The sequence below is a fragment of the Bradyrhizobium sp. ORS 278 genome, from assembly GCF_000026145.1.
In the GTDB taxonomy this organism is placed as follows: domain Bacteria; phylum Pseudomonadota; class Alphaproteobacteria; order Rhizobiales; family Xanthobacteraceae; genus Bradyrhizobium.
Map to the genome: position 1 here is coordinate 402138 of NC_009445.1, position 17579 is coordinate 419716.

A 17579-nucleotide genomic window follows, 5' to 3' on the forward strand; every position below is an offset into this window, starting at 1 on the left:
CTTCGGCCGCGCAGGCGGGACAAGCCCGGGCATGACGGAGCAAACCGATTGCCAGCATTGTTCGTCGAGACAGCCCCGCCGGGTGCACGGGTGTTCCCGAAAAGAAAAGCCCCGGCGGTGAGGCCGGGGCTTTGAATCGTCGCTCGTCTTACGAGCGAATGGATCAGTCGCGCTGTCCGAGCAGCTGCAGCAGCAGCGTGAACAGGTTGATGAAGTTCAGGTACAGCGACAGGGCGCCCGTGATCGCTGCGCGCTCGGCGATGTCGCCGCCCGCGGAGGCGTAGCCGTAGATGTACTCGTTCTTCAGGCGCTGCGTGTCCCAGGCGGTCAGGCCAGCGAACACGAACACGCCGATCACCGAGACGATGAACTGCAGCATCGAGCTCGCCAGGAACAGGTTCACGAGGCTCGCCAGCACGATGCCGATCAGACCCATGAACAGGAACGAGCCGAAGCCGGTCATGTCACGCTTGGTCGTGTAGCCGTACAGGCTGAGCGCACCGAACGTCGCCGCGGTGATGAAGAACACCCGCACGATCGAGGTGTGCGTGTACACCAGGAAGATCGACGACAGCGACACGCCCATCAAGGCCGAGAACACCCAGAACAGGAGCTGCGCGGTCGACGGCGCCAGGCGGTTGATGCCGGCCGAGATCGCGAACACCATGACCAGGGGAGCCAGGATGAACAGCCACTTCAGCGGGCTCACGAACATCGCGTAGCCGAACTGCGTCAGGTAGGCGTTTCCGAACTTGAACACGCCGGCCGCCGGATCTCCGGTCACGGCCGCCATGTAGACGCCGAGCGCCGCGAGGCCGGTGATGGCCAAGCCGATGCTCATGTAGTTGTAGATGCGCAGCATGTAGGCGCGCAGACCGGCGTCGACGGTCGCGGCATCAGCGCGCCCGGCCACCCGGCCAAAGGGTGAAGCATAGTTGCGGTTGAGGTCCGACATGGTCGAATTCCCGTTGGTTGCCCGGCAGCCCGGTCCTGGCAGGACCGTTGGCCGGTTCTCGAAAAACCCTATCTCACAGAAGCCGCCATCGATATTAAATTTGCTTCATCGGCAAATTCGCCATCTTTTGGCAGATGTCTTTGGCAGCTCTCTGAGCGCATCTCCTAAATGGGAAACTAGCATATTTGGCGCAAGCTTCCACGCGCGGCTGAATGTCGCTCCGCGCGCGTTTGAGCCGTGAAAAGCCCGTTAACCGTGCGGCATGAGCGCACAATTGCACTAAAGGTTCCTGAGAACCGTGGCCGGCTTCTGGTTGAGCGCCAGCAGTGTACCGGCGAGGCCGAGGCCCACGGTCACCACCAGGGCCGCCAGCACGACCAGCGCGGCGCTGCCGGCCTGCCAGACGAAGCTCAGGGTCATCAGCCGGGTCACGATCAGCCATGCCGAGACGGATCCGGCGATCACGCCGAACGCGGCGGTCGCAAAGCCGATCATGAGATATTCGAGCGCATAGGCGCCGAGCAGCCGCAGGCGTGTGGCGCCCAGCGTCTTCAGGATCACCGCGTCATAGACCCGATGACGATGGCCCGCGGCCAGCGCGCCGCCCAGGACCAGGATGGCCGAGATCAGCGTCACCGCGCTGGCGCCGCGGATCGCGAGCGCGAGGTTGGAGACGACGGAGCCGACGGTCTCCATGACCTCGCGCACCCGCACACTGGTCACCATCGGGAAGGCATCGGCCACCTTGCGGATGACGCGCGCATCCTCGGCGGCATCGGAGCGCGACTCGGTCAACGTGGCCACGTGGGTGTGGGGCGCGCCCTTGAAGGCGTTCGGCGAGAACACCAGCACGAAATTGATGCCGAGACCCTGCCAGTCGATCGTGCGCATGTTGCCGATCTTCGCGGTGATGTCGCGCCCGAGCACGTTGACGACGATGTCGTCACCGAGCCTGAGGCCGAGGCCGTCGGCGATCCGTTTCTCGATCGAGACCAGCGGCGGGCCGCTGTAGGTATCGCCCCACCATTCGCCCTCGACGATCTTCGATCCCTTCGGGATCTCGCCGGTATAGGTGAGGCCACGGTCGCTCTGCAGCACCCATTCGGTGTCCGCGGTCGCCTTGAGGTCCTCGGCGCGCACGCCGCGAGCGGAGACGATCCGGCCGCGCAGCATCGGCACGTCGTCGACCGTGGACTGCGGCGCCAGCTCCCTGAGGAAGTCACGGAAGCGGCTGGCCTGGCCGGAGGGCACGTCGACGAAGAAGAACGACGGGGCCTGCTCCGGCAGCTGCGCCAGGAACTGCCGCCGCAGATTGCCGTCGATCTGGGTGATCGTGACCAGCACCGCGAGCCCCAGTCCGAGCGACAGCACCACCGACGGCGTCAGCGCGCCAGGCCGGTAGATGTTGCTGACGGCGAGCCGCAGCATCGGGAAGCGGCTGCGCGGCAAGGCGCGCGCCACCGCCATCACAATGGCGGCGATGCCGCGCAACAGCACGAACACCAGCGCGGCGGCCACCACGAACACCGCGGCAATCTTCTTGTCGTAGGACAAGCCGACCACGACCGCGATCAGCAGCGCGACGGTGCCCGCGATCAACGCCAGATAGCTCCAGCGCGGCCGGTGCCATTCGGCGATGACCGCCTCGCGAAACAGCGCCGCCACCGGCACGTCGCGGACCCGCCCCAGCGGCCACAGGCCGAATGCGAGCGCGGTGAGGAGGCCGTAGAGGAAAGACAGCGCCAGCTCGTCGGGGTGGACGGCGGGGATCACCGGCAACGGCAGAATCTTGCCGAACAGGCCGACGATGACGAAAGGCAGCGCGGCGCCGGCGCAGAGTCCGATGATCGAACCGATCGTCGCCAGCACCATCACCTGGATCAGATAGATGCCGAACACGTCGCGGCTGGTGGCGCCGAGCGCCTTGAATGCCGCGATCACCTCGGTCCGGCGGTCGACGTGGCTTTTGACGGCGTTGGCAACGCCGACACCGCCGACCAGGAGTGCGGCGAGGCCGACCAGGGTCAGGAATTGCGTGAAGCGGCCGATGGTCCGCTCCAGCTGCGGCGAGGCGTTGCTGCGGCTTCGGATCTCCCATCCGGCCTGCGGCAGGGTCTCGCGCGTATCGGCGATGAGGGCGGCGGCGGCACGGTCGTCGGTGGCGTTGTCAGGCAACCGGACCCGGTAGGTCCAGCGCACCAGGCTGCCGGGCTGCAGCAGCGGCGTGGCACGCAAGCCCTCCTCGCTGATCAGGAAGCGCGGCCCGAGGCCGATTCCGCCCGACAGCTTGTCCGGTTCGGCCTGCAGCGCGCTGCGGATCTGGAAACGCACGGTGTCGATGTTGACGATGTCGCCGACCTTGATGTCGAGGCGGGCCAGCAATGCCGGGTCGGCGGCGGCGCCGAACACGCCGTCGCGTTCGGCGAGCACATCGGCGATCGGCAGATCGGGCCGAAGCTCGGCCTTGCCGAGCAGCGGGTAGGCATTATCGACCGCCTTGAGCTCGACCAGCGCCAGCTTGGAATCGCCCGCCCGGACCATGGCCCGCAACGTCGCCGCCAGTGACACCCGGCCGCGCGAGCGCAGGAAGGCGATCTCCTCCGGCTTGGCCTCGCGTTGAAACAGCGAGAACGCGACGTCGCCGCCGAGCAAGGTTCGGCCCTCGCGGACGAGGCCGTCATTGAGGCTCGCCGCCACCGAGCCGACGCCGGCGATGGCCAGCACGCCGAGCGCGATGCAGGCGATGAAGACATAGAAGCCGCGCAAACCGCCGCGCAGCTCACGAAGGGCGTAACGCGCCGGCAGCGCCGCCACGCGGCGGCCGGGGATCGGCTCGGCCATGGTGCTCATGCGTCGGCGGGCTCGTGGGCGCCGTCGGCTTCGATCCGGCCGGAGCGCAGTCGTACCACGCGGTCGCAGCGGTGGGCGAGACCGCTGTCATGAGTTACCAGCACCAGGGTCATGCCGCGCTCGGCATGCTTGGTGAAAAGGAGGTCGACAATCTGTCGTCCCGTCGCTTCGTCGAGATTGCCGGTCGGCTCGTCGGCCACGAGGATGGCCGGATCCGGCGCCAGCGCCCGGGCCAAAGCCACGCGCTGCTGCTCACCGCCCGACAGTTGCGTCGGGTAGTGCTGCAGCCGGTGGCCGAGCCCGACCGAATCCAGCTCGCGGGCGGCCCGCTCGGCGGCACCGGAATGACCGGCCAGCTCCAGCGGCACCGCGACGTTCTCCAGCGCGGTCATGGTCGGGATCAAATGAAAGGACTGGAAGACGATGCCGACCTGGCGGCCGCGGAACCGGGCCAGGGCGTCCTCGTCCAGGGCATTGAAAGCGGTGCCGTTGACCACCACCTCACCGCTGTCCGGACGTTCCAACCCCGCCATCACCATCAGCAGCGTGGACTTCCCCGATCCCGAGGGGCCGATCAGGCCGATCGTCTCGCCCTGTCCCACCCGCAGGCTGATGTCCTTGAGGATATGAACCCGCGCCGCGCCGGTGCCGAGCGAGAGGTTGACGTTCGAGATGGTAATGGTGTCCGGTGCTGTGCCGGCCAAACGTGAGGTTTCGATGAGACTGTCCATGGCTCGGTCATATGGCAACTCCGCAAGCCGGGTCGAGGGGCGCGGAGGCATCTTCGTGCACATACTCGTGTTGATGCTCGCCTTGATGACAGCCGGACCGGCGTTCGCGGGCACTGAGGCCGGCAAGCCGATCAAGCTGGTGGTGCTCGGCGATTCGCTGAGCGCCGGCCTCGGCCTGTCCGCCTCCGACTCTTTCCCCTCCAAACTGCAAAAGGCGTTGCAGGCCAAGGGGCTGGCGATCGACTTGACCAATGCCGGGGTGTCCGGAGACACCTCCTCCGGCGGCCGCGACCGGCTCGACTGGTCGGTGGCCGACGGGACCGAGGCTGTCATCGTCGAGCTCGGCGCCAATGATGCTCTGCGCGGCATCGATCCGTCCGTCACCCGGCAGGCCCTGACCGAGATCGTCAAGCGGCTGAAGGCGCGTGGCATCGCCGTCATGCTGTGCGGCATGCTCGCGCCGCCGAATTACGGCAGCGACTACGCTGTTAAGTTCAATGCGATCTACCCTGACCTCGCCAAGGAGTTCGACGTCCCGCTCTACCCGTTCTTCCTCGACGGCGTTGCTGCCGACCCCAAGCTCAACCAGGCGGACGGCATTCACCCGACCGCCGCCGGCGTCGATATCATCGTCTCCCGCATGCTGCCTACGGTCGAAGCATTCCTGCGTCCGCTTCGTGGGCAATGAAGGAACGAAGCCCGCCTCCGGACATTTTGCGATAACCTTACGGACCGTGTTTTCCGCAGGTTTTCACCGCGTTAACGCTCGCTCCGTCGCGGAGTCATATAAGTTCGGTAGGAATGTTGCATTGACGATTCGTCGTCGATCATTTCGTCAAGGCATGATCTCGTCAATTTTCGAGATCAGCCTCCAGCATCGGGAGTCCTGAAACGATGCCGCGTCTGTTTACTGGACTGGAGATCCCGGCCGAGGTCGGCCAGACCCTCTCCACTCTGCGGGGTGGCCTTCCCGGCGCCCGCTGGATCGATCCTGAAAATTATCACGTCACCTTGCGCTTCATCGGCGACATCGACGGCGCGTCCGCCAACGAGATCGCGGCGATGCTGTGGCGGGTCAACCGCAAGCCGTTCGAGGTCACGGTGCAGGGCCTCTCCAGCTTCGGCGGCCGCAAGCCGCGGGCGGTTGTCGCCAACATCGCGCCCAGCAGGCCGCTGATCGAGCTGCAGGCCGAGCTGGAGCGGATGATGCAGCGGATCGGGCTCGATCCGGAGGGCCGCAAATTCGTGCCCCATGTCACCCTGGCGCGGCTGCACGATGCGTCGAGTCAGGATGTCGCCGATTATCTCTCGGTCCGCGGCTACTTCCCGAGCCGGGTTTTCATGGCCGAGCGCTTCGTGCTGTTTTCGTCCCGTGCTTCCACGGGAGGCGGGCCCTATGTGGTGGAGGACGCCTACGATCTGTGCGCCGCCTGAGCCGGGGCCGACCGAGCAAGACGTGCTTAGCCCGCAACTAACGCGCGCCGGCGTGTTTGCGTGCCATATACCACGATCCCACGGTCCCGCTGCATGGCGGCTTCCACCATTTGCGGATTGCATTTTCCGTTAGTCTCATGACCTAGAGTGGGCTCATGTTGTCCACTCCCTCAGACGCGTTCCGCGCGCAGTATCAGTCGCTGGTCGACACCGGCGCGATCGAGGCCGACCCGGCCCAGGCCGAGGTCGCCGATGCCCTGGCGGCGCTGGAGCGGCGCCTCTCCACCTACAAGCCGGCGCGCAAGCAGAGCCTGTTCGGCCGCCTCTTTTCCGACAAGAGCGAGCCGCCGAGCGGCCTCTATGTCCATGGCGAGGTCGGTCGCGGCAAGACCATGCTGATGGACCTGTTCTTCCAGACCTGTCCGGTCGAGCACAAGCGCCGCGCGCATTTCCACGAGTTCATGGCCGAGGTGCACGAGCGCATTTACGGCTATCGCCAGAACATCGCGCGCGGCGAGCTCGGCGATGCCGACGTGATCGGGCTCACCGCGCAGGCGATCTTCGACCAGGCCTGGCTGCTCTGCTTCGACGAATTCCACGTCACCGATATCGCCGATGCGATGATCCTGGGACGGCTGTTCGCAAAACTGTTCGAGCTCGGCACCGTGGTGGTCGCGACCTCCAACGTCGCGCCGGAAGACCTCTACAAGGGCGGCCTCAACCGCGCGCTGTTCCTGCCCTTCATCAAGCAGATCGCCGATCACATGGACGTGGTGCGGCTCGATGCACGCACCGATTTCCGGCTGGAGAAACTCGCCGGCGTGAAGATGTGGCTGGTGCCGGCCGACGTCGATGCGCGCGCCGCGCTCGACAAGGCCTGGGGCCGGTTGACCGGCAATGCCCGCTGCAAGCCGCGGGACATGACGATCAAGGGCCGCATCCTGCACGTCCCGTGCTCGGCCAATGGCGTCGCCCGCTTCGGCTTTGCGGATCTATGCGAGAAGCCGCTCGCCGCGTCCGACTATCTGCGGCTCGCGCACGACTACCATACGATCCTGATCGACCACGTTCCGGTGATGGACTACGCCGAGCGCAACGCCGCCAAGCGCTTCATCACCCTGATCGATACGCTCTACGACAATGCCGTGAAGCTGATCGCCTCGGCCGAAGCCGACCCGATCTCGCTCTACGTCGCGACCGAGGGCATCGAGGCCATGGAGTTCAAGCGCACCTCGTCGCGCCTGATCGAGATGGGTTCGGAGTCCTACTTGGCCCTCCCGCACGGCCGGAAGGATTCGGCCGCCTCCGGGACTTCTACGGGCCTGGTCGAAACCTGACAAACACCGCCTTTCGGGCAGCGCCCGGCGCCGGGCACACAGTCGCGAAAAGGCCACGTCAATCATGCTGAAAGGATCATCAGCAGCCGCCGTCCGGTCCTGATCGAAATCAAGGCACGCCCGCCAATTGGCCATAGCGTGACTTGAACGGCCCGGGCGAAAGGGATAACCACCCACTCGACTTTTCAACCTCCCTCACCCCTTCGGGTTCAAAGGAAAATTTGCCATGGCGCGCGACAAGATTGCTTTGATTGGCTCCGGTCAGATCGGCGGAACGCTGGCTCACCTCGTCGGCCTCAAGGAGCTCGGCGACGTCGTGATGTTCGATATTGCCGAAGGCGTTCCGCAGGGCAAGGCGCTCGACATCGCGCAGTCCTCGCCGGTCGACGGCTTCGACGCCCACTACACCGGCGCCAACTCCTACGAGGCGCTCGACAACGCCAAGGTGTGCATCGTCACCGCCGGCGTGCCGCGCAAGCCGGGCATGAGCCGCGATGACCTGCTGTCGATCAACCTCAAGGTCATGGAGCAGGTCGGCGCCGGCATCAAGAAGTACGCCCCCGACGCGTTCGTCATCTGCATCACCAACCCGCTCGACGCGATGGTGTGGGCGCTGCAGAAGGCCTCGGGCCTTCCCGCAAAGAAGGTCGTCGGCATGGCCGGCGTGCTCGACAGCGCGCGCTTCCGCTACTTCCTGGCCGATGAGTTCAACGTCTCGGTCGAGGACGTCACCGCCTTCGTGCTCGGCGGCCATGGCGACACCATGGTGCCGCTGACCAAGTACTCCACCGTTGCCGGCATCCCGCTGCCGGACCTCGTCAAGATGGGCTGGACCTCGCAGGCGCGCATCGACGAGATCGTCGACCGCACCCGCAACGGCGGTGCCGAGATCGTCAACCTGCTCAAGACCGGCTCGGCCTACTACGCCCCGGCCGCCTCGGCGATCGCGATGGCCGAAAGCTATCTGCGCGACAAGAAGCGCGTGCTGCCCTGCGCCGCCTATCTCAACGGCGAGTTCGGCGTGAAGGACATGTATGTCGGCGTGCCCGTCGTCATCGGTTCGAAGGGTGTCGAGCGTATCGTCGAGATCGAGCTGGCCGGCAAGGATCGCGAGGCCTTCGACAAGTCGGTCGCCGCCGTGCAGGGCCTGGTCGACGCCTGCAAGAAGATCGCGCCCGACCTGCTCGGCCGCTGAGGGTAGCAGGGCGGGCGGCCGGCCCGCTCCGAAGAGTTGCAGGATGCTTGGTATATGGTATACCAAGCATCCGCAAAACACTTATAGACGTCACCACCCCAGCGGGGGTTCGGGGAGCAAGCGCTTATGAATATTCACGAATATCAGGCCAAGGCACTGCTGCACGAGTTCGGCGTGCCGATTTCCAAGGGCGTGCCGGTTCTCCGTCCGGAGGACGCGGATGCGGCGGCGAAGACGCTCGGCGGTCCGGTCTGGGTCGTGAAGAGCCAGATCCACGCCGGTGGCCGTGGCAAGGGCAAGTTCAAGGAGGCCTCGGCCGGCGACAAGGGCGGCGTCCGCCTCGCCAAGTCGATCGACGAGGTCAACACCTTCGCCAGGCAGATGCTCGGCGCGACCCTGGTCACGGTGCAGACCGGACCCGACGGCAAGCAGGTCAATCGCCTCTACATCGAGGACGGCTCGGACATCGACAAGGAGTTCTATCTGTCGCTGCTGGTCGACCGCGAAACTTCGAAGGTGGCCTTCGTGGTGTCGACCGAGGGTGGCGTCAACATCGAGGACGTCGCGCACGAGACCCCTGAGAAGATCGTGACCTTCTCGGTCGATCCGGCCACCGGCGTCATGGGCCATCATGGCCGCGCCGTCGCCAAGGCGCTGAAGCTCTCCGGCGACCTCGCCAAGCAGGCCGAGAAGCTCACCACGCAGCTCTACAATGCGTTCGTCGCCAAGGACATGGCGATGCTCGAGATCAACCCGCTGGTCGTGACCAAGCAGGGCCAGCTGCGCGTGCTCGACGCCAAGGTTTCGTTCGACTCCAACGCGCTGTTCAAGCACCCGGAAGTCGTCGCGCTGCGCGACGAGACCGAGGAGGATGCCAAGGAGATCGAGGCCTCGAAGTACGACCTCAACTACGTCGCGCTCGACGGCACCATCGGCTGCATGGTCAACGGCGCCGGCCTCGCCATGGCGACCATGGACATCATCAAGCTCTACGGCATGGAGCCCGCCAACTTCCTCGACGTCGGCGGCGGCGCCAGCAAGGAGAAGGTCGCGGCGGCGTTCAAGATCATCACCGCCGACCCGAACGTGAAGGGCATCCTGGTCAACATCTTCGGCGGCATCATGAAGTGCGATGTCATCGCCGAGGGCGTGGTGGCTGCGGTCAAGGAGGTCGGCCTCAAGGTGCCGCTGGTGGTGCGCCTCGAAGGCACCAATGTCGATCTCGGCAAGAAGATCATCAGCGAGTCCGGTCTGAACGTGCTGCCCGCCGACAATCTCGACGACGCCGCGCAGAAGATCGTCAAGGCCGTCAAGGGAGGCTGAGCGCCGGTTCTGGCGCTCGCTTCGTCCTCACCGCAACGCTTTTAGAGAAAGCACGATGTCCATCCTCATCGACAAAAACACCAAGGTCATCTGCCAGGGCTTCACCGGCAAGAACGGCACCTTCCACTCCGAGGCGGCGATCGCCTACGGCACCAAGATGGTCGGCGGCACCTCGCCGGGCAAAGGCGGCTCGACCCATCTCGGCCTGCCCGTCTTCGACACCGTCAAGGAGGCCCGCGAGGCGACCGGCGCCGACGCCTCGGTGATCTACGTGCCGCCGCCGGGCGCCGCCGACGCGATCTGCGAGGCGATCGACGCCGAAGTCCCGCTGATCGTCTGCATCACCGAGGGCATCCCGGTGCTGGACATGGTCCGCGTCAAGCGCTCGCTCGTGGGATCCAAGTCGCGCCTGATCGGGCCGAACTGCCCGGGCGTGATGACCGCCGGCGAGTGCAAGATCGGCATCATGCCGGCCAACATCTTCAAGCCCGGCTCGGTCGGCATCGTGTCGCGCTCCGGCACCCTGACCTATGAGGCGGTATTCCAGACCACCTCGGAAGGCCTCGGCCAGACCACCGCGGTGGGCATCGGCGGCGACCCGGTCAAAGGCACCGAGTTCATCGACATGCTCGAGATGTTCCTGGCCGACCCCAAGACCGAGTCCATTATCATGATCGGCGAAATCGGCGGCTCGGCCGAGGAGGACGCGGCGCAGTTCATCAAGGACGAGGCCAAGCGCGGCCGCAAGAAACCGATGGTCGGATTCATCGCCGGCGTCACCGCGCCTCCCGGCCGTCGCATGGGCCATGCCGGCGCGATCATCTCCGGCGGCAAGGGTGATGCCGGCTCGAAGACCGCGGCGATGGAAGCCGCTGGTATCACTGTGTCGCCGTCGCCGGCCCGGCTCGGCAAGACTCTCGTCGAAAAGTTGAAGTCCTGATTCAGGGTTTAGTACTTTTCGGGGCGCATCTTTACAAAGAATAAGGTAAACCGTCCTAACCCGAGCCTGACCCCCTTTCACAGTGGGTCAGGCATTGCGCCGTTTTGATTGGGCGCATCGAAATTACCAGGACGTCTCCCATGTCTCGCCAAGATGCGAACGCCGCCTTCGCCCTGTCGTCTTTTCTGCAGGGCACCAATGCCACCTACATCGATGAGATCTACGCGCGCTACGAGAAGGATCCGTCGTCGGTCGATGCCGACTGGCAGGAGTTCTTCAAGAGCCTGAAGGACGCGCCCGCCGACGTTCAGAAGAACGCCTCGGGCCCCTCCTGGGAGCGGAGCAACTGGCCGGTCGCCCCCCGCGACGAGCTGACCTCGGCGCTCGACGGCAACTGGGCCGTGGTCGAGAAAAAGGTCGGCGAGAAGATCGCGGCGAAGGCGCAGACCAAGGGCGTCGAATTGTCGCCGGCCGACGTCAACCAGGCGACTCGCGACTCTGTCCGCGCGTTGATGCTGATCCGCGCCTACCGCATGCGCGGCCACTTCCACGCCAAGCTCGATCCGCTCGGGATCGAAGCGCCGCGTAACCGCGAGGAACTCGATCCGCGCTCCTACGGCTTTACTGAGTCCGATTACGATCGCAAGATCTTCCTGGATCACGTGCTCGGCCTGGAATACGGCAGCTTGCGCGAGATCGTCACGATCTGCGAGCGCACCTATTGCCAGACGCTCGGCGTCGAGTTCATGCACATCAGCAATGCTGCGCAGAAGGCCTGGATCCAGGAGCGCATCGAGGGGCCGGACAAGGAAATCTCGTTTACCCGCGAGGGGCGCCGGGCGATCCTGCAGAAACTGGTCGAATCCGAAGGGTTCGAGAAGTTCTGCGACGTTAAGTTCACCGGCACCAAGCGCTTCGGCCTCGACGGCGGCGAGTCGCTGATCCCGGCGCTGGAGCAGATCATCAAGCGCGGCGGCAATCTCGGCGTGAAGGAGATCGTGCTCGGGATGCCGCATCGCGGCCGCCTCAACGTTCTCACCCAGGTCATGGGCAAGCCGCATCGCGCGCTGTTCCACGAGTTCAAGGGTGGCTCGGCCAATCCGGACGCCGTCGAAGGCTCGGGCGACGTCAAGTATCACCTCGGCGCCTCCTCCGACCGCGAGTTCGATGGCAACCGCATCCATCTGTCGCTGACCGCCAACCCGTCGCACCTCGAGATCGTCGACCCCGTCGTGCTCGGCAAGGTCCGCGCCAAGCAGGACCAGCATGGCGATCCGCCTGACATGCGCAACTCGGTGCTGCCGCTGCTGATGCACGGCGACGCGGCGTTTGCCGGCCAGGGCGTCGTGGCCGAGTGCTTCGCGCTGTCCGACCTGAAGGGCTACCGGACCGGTGGTTCGATTCATTTCATCGTTAACAACCAGATCGGCTTCACGACCTATCCGCGCTACTCGCGCTCGTCGCCGTATCCGTCCGACGTCGCCAAGATGATCGATGCGCCGATCTTCCACGTGAACGGCGACGATCCGGAAGCCGTGGTGTTCGCCGCCAAGGTCGCAACCGAGTTCCGGCAGAAGTTCCACAAGCCGGTCGTCATCGACATGTTCTGCTATCGCAGGCATGGCCACAACGAAGGCGACGAGCCCGCGTTCACCCAGCCGGTGATGTACAAGAAGATCGCCGGCCATCCGTCGACGCTGGAGATCTACTCCAAGCGTCTGGTCGCCGAAGGCGTGATGACCGAGGGCGAGGTCGAGAAGGCCAAGGCCGATTGGCGCGCCCGTCTCGACGCCGAGTTCGAGGCCGGCACCTCCTATCGTCCGAACAAGGCCGACTGGCTCGACGGCAAGTGGGCGGGCCTGAAGTCCGCCGACCAGGAGGAGGAGGCGCGCCGCGGCGTGACCGGGGTCGAGATCGACCGCCTCAAGGAGATCGGCCGCAAGATCACCAAGGTGCCGGACGGCTTCCGCGTGCACCGCACGATCCAGCGATTCCTCGAGAACCGCGCCAAGGCGATCGACAGCGGCCTCGGGCTCGACTGGGCGACCGGCGAGGCGTTGGCGTATTGCTCGCTGCTGCTCGAAGGCCACAAGGTTCGTCTGTCCGGCCAGGACAGCGAGCGCGGCACCTTCTCGCAGCGCCATTCGGTCCTGATCGATCAGGAGGACGAGAGCCGCTACACGCCGTTCAACCATCTGGCGCCGGAGCAGGGACACTTCGAGGTCATCAACTCGCTGCTGTCCGAAGAGGCCGTGCTCGGCTTCGAATACGGCTACTCGCTCGCCGAGCCGACCGCGCTAACCTTGTGGGAAGCGCAGTTCGGCGACTTCGCCAATGGCGCGCAGGTGCTGTTCGACCAGTTCATCTCGTCCGGTGAGCGCAAATGGCTGCGCATGTCCGGCCTCGTCTGCCTCTTGCCGCACGGCTATGAAGGCCAGGGTCCGGAGCACTCCTCCGCCCGCCTCGAGCGCTATTTGCAGATGTGCGCCGAGGACAACATGCAGGTGGTCTACCCGACCACGCCGGCGAACTACTTCCACGTGCTGCGCCGGCAGTTGCATCGCGAGATCCGCAAGCCGCTGATCGTGATGACGCCGAAGTCGCTGCTGCGCCACAAGCGCGCGGTGTCGCGGCTGGAGGAGCTGGCCAAGGGCACGACGTTCCACCGCATCCTGTACGATGACGCCCAGATGCAGGCGGACGACAAGACCAGGCTGGTGCCCGACGACCAGATCCGCCGTATCGTGCTGTGCTCGGGCAAGGTCTATTACGACCTCTACGACGAGCGCGAGAAGCGCGGGCTCAACGACATCTATCTGATGCGTATCGAGCAGCTCTATCCGGTGCCGCTGAAGGCGCTGGTCGCCGAGCTCGGCCGCTTCAAGAATGCCGAGGTCGTGTGGTGCCAGGAAGAGCCGCGCAACATGGGCGCCTGGTACTTCATCGAGCCGTATATCGAGTGGGTGCTGAACCAGACCGGCGGTAAGAGCAAGCGTGCGCGCTATGCCGGCCGCGCCGCGTCGGCGGCCACCGCCACGGGCCTGATGTCCAAGCATCTCGCCCAGCTGAAGGCGCTGCTCGACGAAGCTTTGAACTGAACCTGCCTTTGAAGGCGCCCCGCACCTCCTGCGGGGCGCAAGTAACAGTCCATCGCGTTGATCGTCCGTACCGCATCGCTTGCTCGCCGCAAGGCGATGGCGGACGGGCTTTATGACCGCACGGGTTATTGAGGATAGAGACCATGACTGACATTCGCGTTCCGACGCTCGGTGAATCCGTCACCGAAGCCACCATCGGCCGCTGGTTCAAGAAGGCGGGCGACGCGGTCGCCGTCGACGAGCCGCTGGTCGAGCTCGAGACCGACAAGGTGACCATCGAGGTGCCCGCCCCGTCGGCCGGCACGCTCGGCGAGATCATCGCCAAGGACGGTGAGACCGTCGCCGTCGGCGCGCTGCTCGGCCAGATCAATGACGGCGCGGCCGCTGCCAAGCCGGCCGCCGCTGCGCCCGCGCCGGCTCCGGCAAAGCCCGCCGCGGCGGCTCCGGCTCCCGCGCCGGCGCCGGCCAAGGCGCTGCCGGCCGATACGCCGCAGGCCCCGTCGGTGCGCAAGCTCTCGGCCGAGAGCGGTGTCGATGCCACCACGGTGCCGGGCTCCGGCAAGGATGGCCGCGTCACCAAGGGCGACATGCTGGCCGCGATCGAGCGCGCCGCGTCGGCGCCGACCCCGGTCAATCAGCCCGCCGCATCCGTGCAGGTCCGCGCGCCGTCGCCTGCCGATGACGCCGCGCGCGAGGAGCGCGTCAAGATGACCCGGCTGCGCCAGACCATCGCGCGCCGTCTCAAGGACGTGCAGAACACCGCGGCGATGCTGACGACCTTCAACGAGGTCGACATGACCCACGTGATGGCGCTGCGCAGCCAGTACAAGGACGTGTTCGAGAAGAAGCACGGCTCCAAGCTCGGCTTCATGGGCTTCTTCACCAAGGCCGTGGTGCAGGCGCTGAAGGACATCCCGGCGGTCAACGCCGAGATCGACGGCAGCGACCTGATCTACAAGAACTACTATCATATCGGCGTCGCCGTCGGCACCGACAAGGGCCTGGTCGTGCCGGTCGTGCGCGACTGCGACCACAAGTCGATCGCCGACATCGAGAAGGGCATCGCCGATTTCGGCCGCCGCGCCCGTGACGGCCAGCTCAAGATCGACGAGATGCAGGGCGGCACCTTCACGATCACCAATGGCGGCATCTACGGCTCGCTGATGTCGACGCCGATCCTGAACGCGCCGCAGTCCGGCATCCTCGGCATGCACAAGATCCAGGAGCGTCCGATGGTGGTCGGCGGCAAGATCGAGGTGCGCCCGATGATGTATCTGGCGCTGTCCTATGATCACCGCGTCATCGACGGCAAGGAAGCCGTCACCTTCCTGGTGCGCGTCAAGGAAAGCCTGGAAGATCCGGCGCGGCTCGTCCTGGATCTCTGAGCCGAACGACGCCTTGACGACACGAGGCGCGCTTCCCAAGAGCGCGCCTCAGACCTAACGGGGCCATCATGACCGACAGGGTTGCAGTGATCACCGGCGGCAGCCGCGGCATCGGCCGCGCCACCGCAATCGCCGCTGTATCGCGCGGCTTCAAGATCGTGGTCGGCTACGCCTCCAATGAGGCCGCCGCGCAGAGCACCGTCGCCGCCATCGAGGCCAAGAACGGCAAGGCGATCGCGGTGAAATGCGACGTCGGCCGCGAGCACGACATCCTCGCGCTGTTCAAGGCGGCCGACAAGTTCGGCACCCTCGGTGCCCTCATCAACAATGCCGGCATCGTCGGCCCGACCACACGCGTCGACGAGATGAGCGCCGAGCGCATCGAGCGCTTGATGGCGGTCAATGTCACCGGCAGCATTCTCTGCGCAAGAGAGGCCGTGAAGCGGATGTCGACGCGGCATGGCGGGCAGGGCGGGGTGATCATCAATCTGTCGTCGGTCGCTGCCAAGCTCGGCTCACCCAATACCTATGTCGACTATGCCGCCTCGAAGGGCGCGATCGATTCCTTCACCGTCGGCCTCGGCCACGAGGTCGCCAATGAGGGCATCCGCGTCGCCGCCATCCGGCCGGGCCTGATCGATACCGACATCCACGCCTCGGGCGGCGAACCCGATCGCGCCCATCGGCTTGCTCCCATGGTGCCGATGAAGCGCGTCGGCACCGCGGAGGAAATCGCCAATGCCATCGTCTGGCTGCTCTCGGACGAGGCCTCCTATGTCACTTCGGCCATTCTCGACGTGTCGGGCGGACGCTGACGACCGTCATCATCTCTGACTACAAAGCTTACGGAACATTCGATCATGGCTACTTACGATCTCGTCGTCATCGGCACCGGACCCGGTGGTTATGTCTGCGCCATCCGCGCAGCGCAGCTCGGCATGAAGGTGGCCGTGGTCGAGAAGAACGCCACCCTCGGCGGCACCTGCCTCAATGTCGGCTGCATGCCCTCGAAGGCGCTGCTGCACGCCTCGGAGCTGTTCGAGGAGGCCGGACACTCCTTCGCCAAGATGGGCATCAAGGTGTCGGCGCCCGAGGTCGATCTGCCGTCGATGATGAACTTCAAGCAGCAGGGCATCGATGGCAACGTCAAAGGCGTCGAGTTCCTGATGAAGAAGAACAAGATCGACGTCCTCCAGGGCAAGGGCAAGATCCTCGGTACCGGCAAGGTTCAGGTCACCGGCAATGACGGCGCGGCGCAGACCGTCGAGACCAAGAACATCGTGATCGCCACCGGCTCGGATATCGCGCGGCTCAAGGGCATCGAGATCGACGAGAAGCGCATCGTGTCCTCCACCGGCGCGCTGGCGCTGGACAAGGTGCCGTCGAGCCTGCTCGTGGTCGGCGCCGGCGTGATCGGGCTCGAGCTCGGCTCGGTGTGGCGCCGCCTCGGCGCCAAGGTCACTGTGGTCGAATTCCTCGACCGCATCCTGCCCGGCATGGACCTGGAGATCGCCAAACAGTTCCAGCGCATCCTCGAGAAGCAGGGCTTTGCGTTCAAGCTCGGCGCCAAGGTCACCGGCGTCGATACGTCAGGCGCGAAGCTCTCGGCCACGATCGAGCCGGCCGCAGGCGGCGCCGCCGAGAAGATCGACGCCGATGTCGTGCTGGTCGCGATCGGCCGCGTGCCCTACACCGACGGCCTCGGGCTGCAGGAAGCCGGCGTCGCGCTCGACAATCGCGGCCGCGTCCAGATCGATCATCATTTCGCGACCAGCGTGCCCGGCGTCTACGCCATCGGCGACGTCGTCGCCGGCCCGATGCTCGCGCACAAGGCCGAGGATGAAGGCGTCGCCTGCGCCGAGATCCTCGCCGGCCAGGCCGGCCACGTGAACTACGACGTGATCCCCGGCGTGGTCTACACCACGCCGGAAGTGGCCTCGGTCGGCAAGACCGAGGACGAGCTGAAGCAGGCCGGTATTGTTTATACCGTCGGTAAGTTTCCGTTCACCGCGAATGGACGTTCCAAGGTCAACCAGACCACTGACGGCTTCGTGAAGATTCTCGCAGATGCGAAGACCGACCGCGTGCTCGGCGCTCACATCATCGGCCGCGAAGCCGGTGAAATGATCCACGAAGCCGCCGTATTGATGGAGTTCGGTGGCTCGGCTGAGGATCTGGCGCGCACCTGCCACGCGCATCCGACGCGCTCGGAGGCGGTCAAGGAAGCCGCTCTTGCGGTGGGCAAGCGCGCCATCCACATGTGACCGACGCCAGGCGGCGGGGATCGGCAGGTGCGACAAAATGGCCTGCCGATCACGCTGAACCAAACGG

13 protein-coding genes are annotated in these 17579 nt (G+C 65.5%); 10 read left to right on the forward strand and 3 right to left on the reverse strand.

Translation table 11 applies throughout. From position 1 onward, the window contains the following. Positions 1–163 precede the first annotated feature (163 nt). The 3 genes from BRADO_RS01885 to BRADO_RS01895 all read right to left on the reverse strand — a co-directional run bounded on the left by BRADO_RS01885 (position 164) and on the right by BRADO_RS01895 (position 4536). The gene (locus BRADO_RS01885) at positions 164–955 is read right to left on the reverse strand and encodes a Bax inhibitor-1/YccA family protein (protein WP_011923626.1); all 792 of its coding nucleotides are present in this window, start codon (positions 953–955) and stop codon (positions 164–166) included. Between the two features lie 279 nt (positions 956–1234). After that, a complete protein-coding gene (locus BRADO_RS01890; RefSeq protein WP_011923627.1) occupies positions 1235–3805 on the reverse strand; it encodes an ABC transporter permease in 2571 nt (856 codons plus the stop codon). Continuing rightward, positions 3802–4536 carry an ABC transporter ATP-binding protein gene (locus BRADO_RS01895; protein WP_041755994.1) on the reverse strand — a complete coding sequence of 245 codons (735 nt, stop codon included), beginning with the start codon at positions 4534–4536 and terminating at the stop codon, positions 3802–3804. The genes BRADO_RS01890 and BRADO_RS01895 overlap by 4 nt, the downstream gene beginning before the upstream one ends. Before the next feature lie 55 nt (positions 4537–4591). Between BRADO_RS01895 and BRADO_RS01900 the strand changes: the two genes are divergently transcribed. From BRADO_RS01900 to lpdA, 10 genes are all read left to right on the forward strand, one after another. Continuing rightward, on the forward strand, positions 4592–5224 hold the full coding sequence (locus tag BRADO_RS01900) for an arylesterase (protein ID WP_011923629.1): 633 nt from the start codon (positions 4592–4594) through the stop codon (positions 5222–5224). 206 nt (positions 5225–5430) lie between these two features. Beyond that, positions 5431–5970, forward strand: coding sequence for an RNA 2',3'-cyclic phosphodiesterase (thpR, locus tag BRADO_RS01905; RefSeq protein ID WP_008964385.1), 540 nt, complete (start codon positions 5431–5433; stop codon positions 5968–5970). A 155-nt stretch (positions 5971–6125) separates the two neighbouring features. After that, positions 6126–7307 (forward strand): cell division protein ZapE, encoded by a 1182-nt coding sequence (zapE, locus tag BRADO_RS01910; RefSeq protein WP_011923630.1) that lies wholly within the window; start codon positions 6126–6128, stop codon positions 7305–7307. 226 nt (positions 7308–7533) lie between these two features. Further along, entirely contained in the window at positions 7534–8502 is a 969-nt protein-coding gene (gene mdh, locus BRADO_RS01915; RefSeq protein WP_011923631.1) for a malate dehydrogenase, read from the forward strand. Between the two features lie 126 nt (positions 8503–8628). After that, on the forward strand, positions 8629–9825 hold the full coding sequence (gene sucC, locus BRADO_RS01920) for an ADP-forming succinate--CoA ligase subunit beta (RefSeq protein ID WP_011923632.1): 1197 nt from the start codon (positions 8629–8631) through the stop codon (positions 9823–9825). A 55-nt stretch (positions 9826–9880) separates the two neighbouring features. Next, on the forward strand, positions 9881–10765 hold the full coding sequence (gene sucD, locus BRADO_RS01925) for a succinate--CoA ligase subunit alpha (RefSeq protein WP_009031544.1): 885 nt from the start codon (positions 9881–9883) through the stop codon (positions 10763–10765). A gap of 140 nt (positions 10766–10905) precedes the next feature. Beyond that, the gene (locus tag BRADO_RS01930; RefSeq protein WP_041755995.1) at positions 10906–13863 is read left to right on the forward strand and encodes a 2-oxoglutarate dehydrogenase E1 component; all 2958 of its coding nucleotides are present in this window, start codon (positions 10906–10908) and stop codon (positions 13861–13863) included. Between the two features lie 143 nt (positions 13864–14006). Then, the gene (gene odhB / locus BRADO_RS01935) at positions 14007–15248 is read left to right on the forward strand and encodes a 2-oxoglutarate dehydrogenase complex dihydrolipoyllysine-residue succinyltransferase (RefSeq protein WP_011923634.1); all 1242 of its coding nucleotides are present in this window, start codon (positions 14007–14009) and stop codon (positions 15246–15248) included. Positions 15249–15316: 68 nt separating this feature from the next. Further along, positions 15317–16063: an SDR family oxidoreductase gene (locus BRADO_RS01940; protein WP_011923635.1), complete on the forward strand. Its 747-nt coding sequence runs from the start codon at positions 15317–15319 to the stop codon at positions 16061–16063. 45 nt (positions 16064–16108) lie between these two features. Then, positions 16109–17512 carry a dihydrolipoyl dehydrogenase gene (gene lpdA, locus BRADO_RS01945; protein ID WP_011923636.1) on the forward strand — a complete coding sequence of 468 codons (1404 nt, stop codon included), beginning with the start codon at positions 16109–16111 and terminating at the stop codon, positions 17510–17512. The last annotated feature ends 67 nt before the right edge of the window (positions 17513–17579 follow it).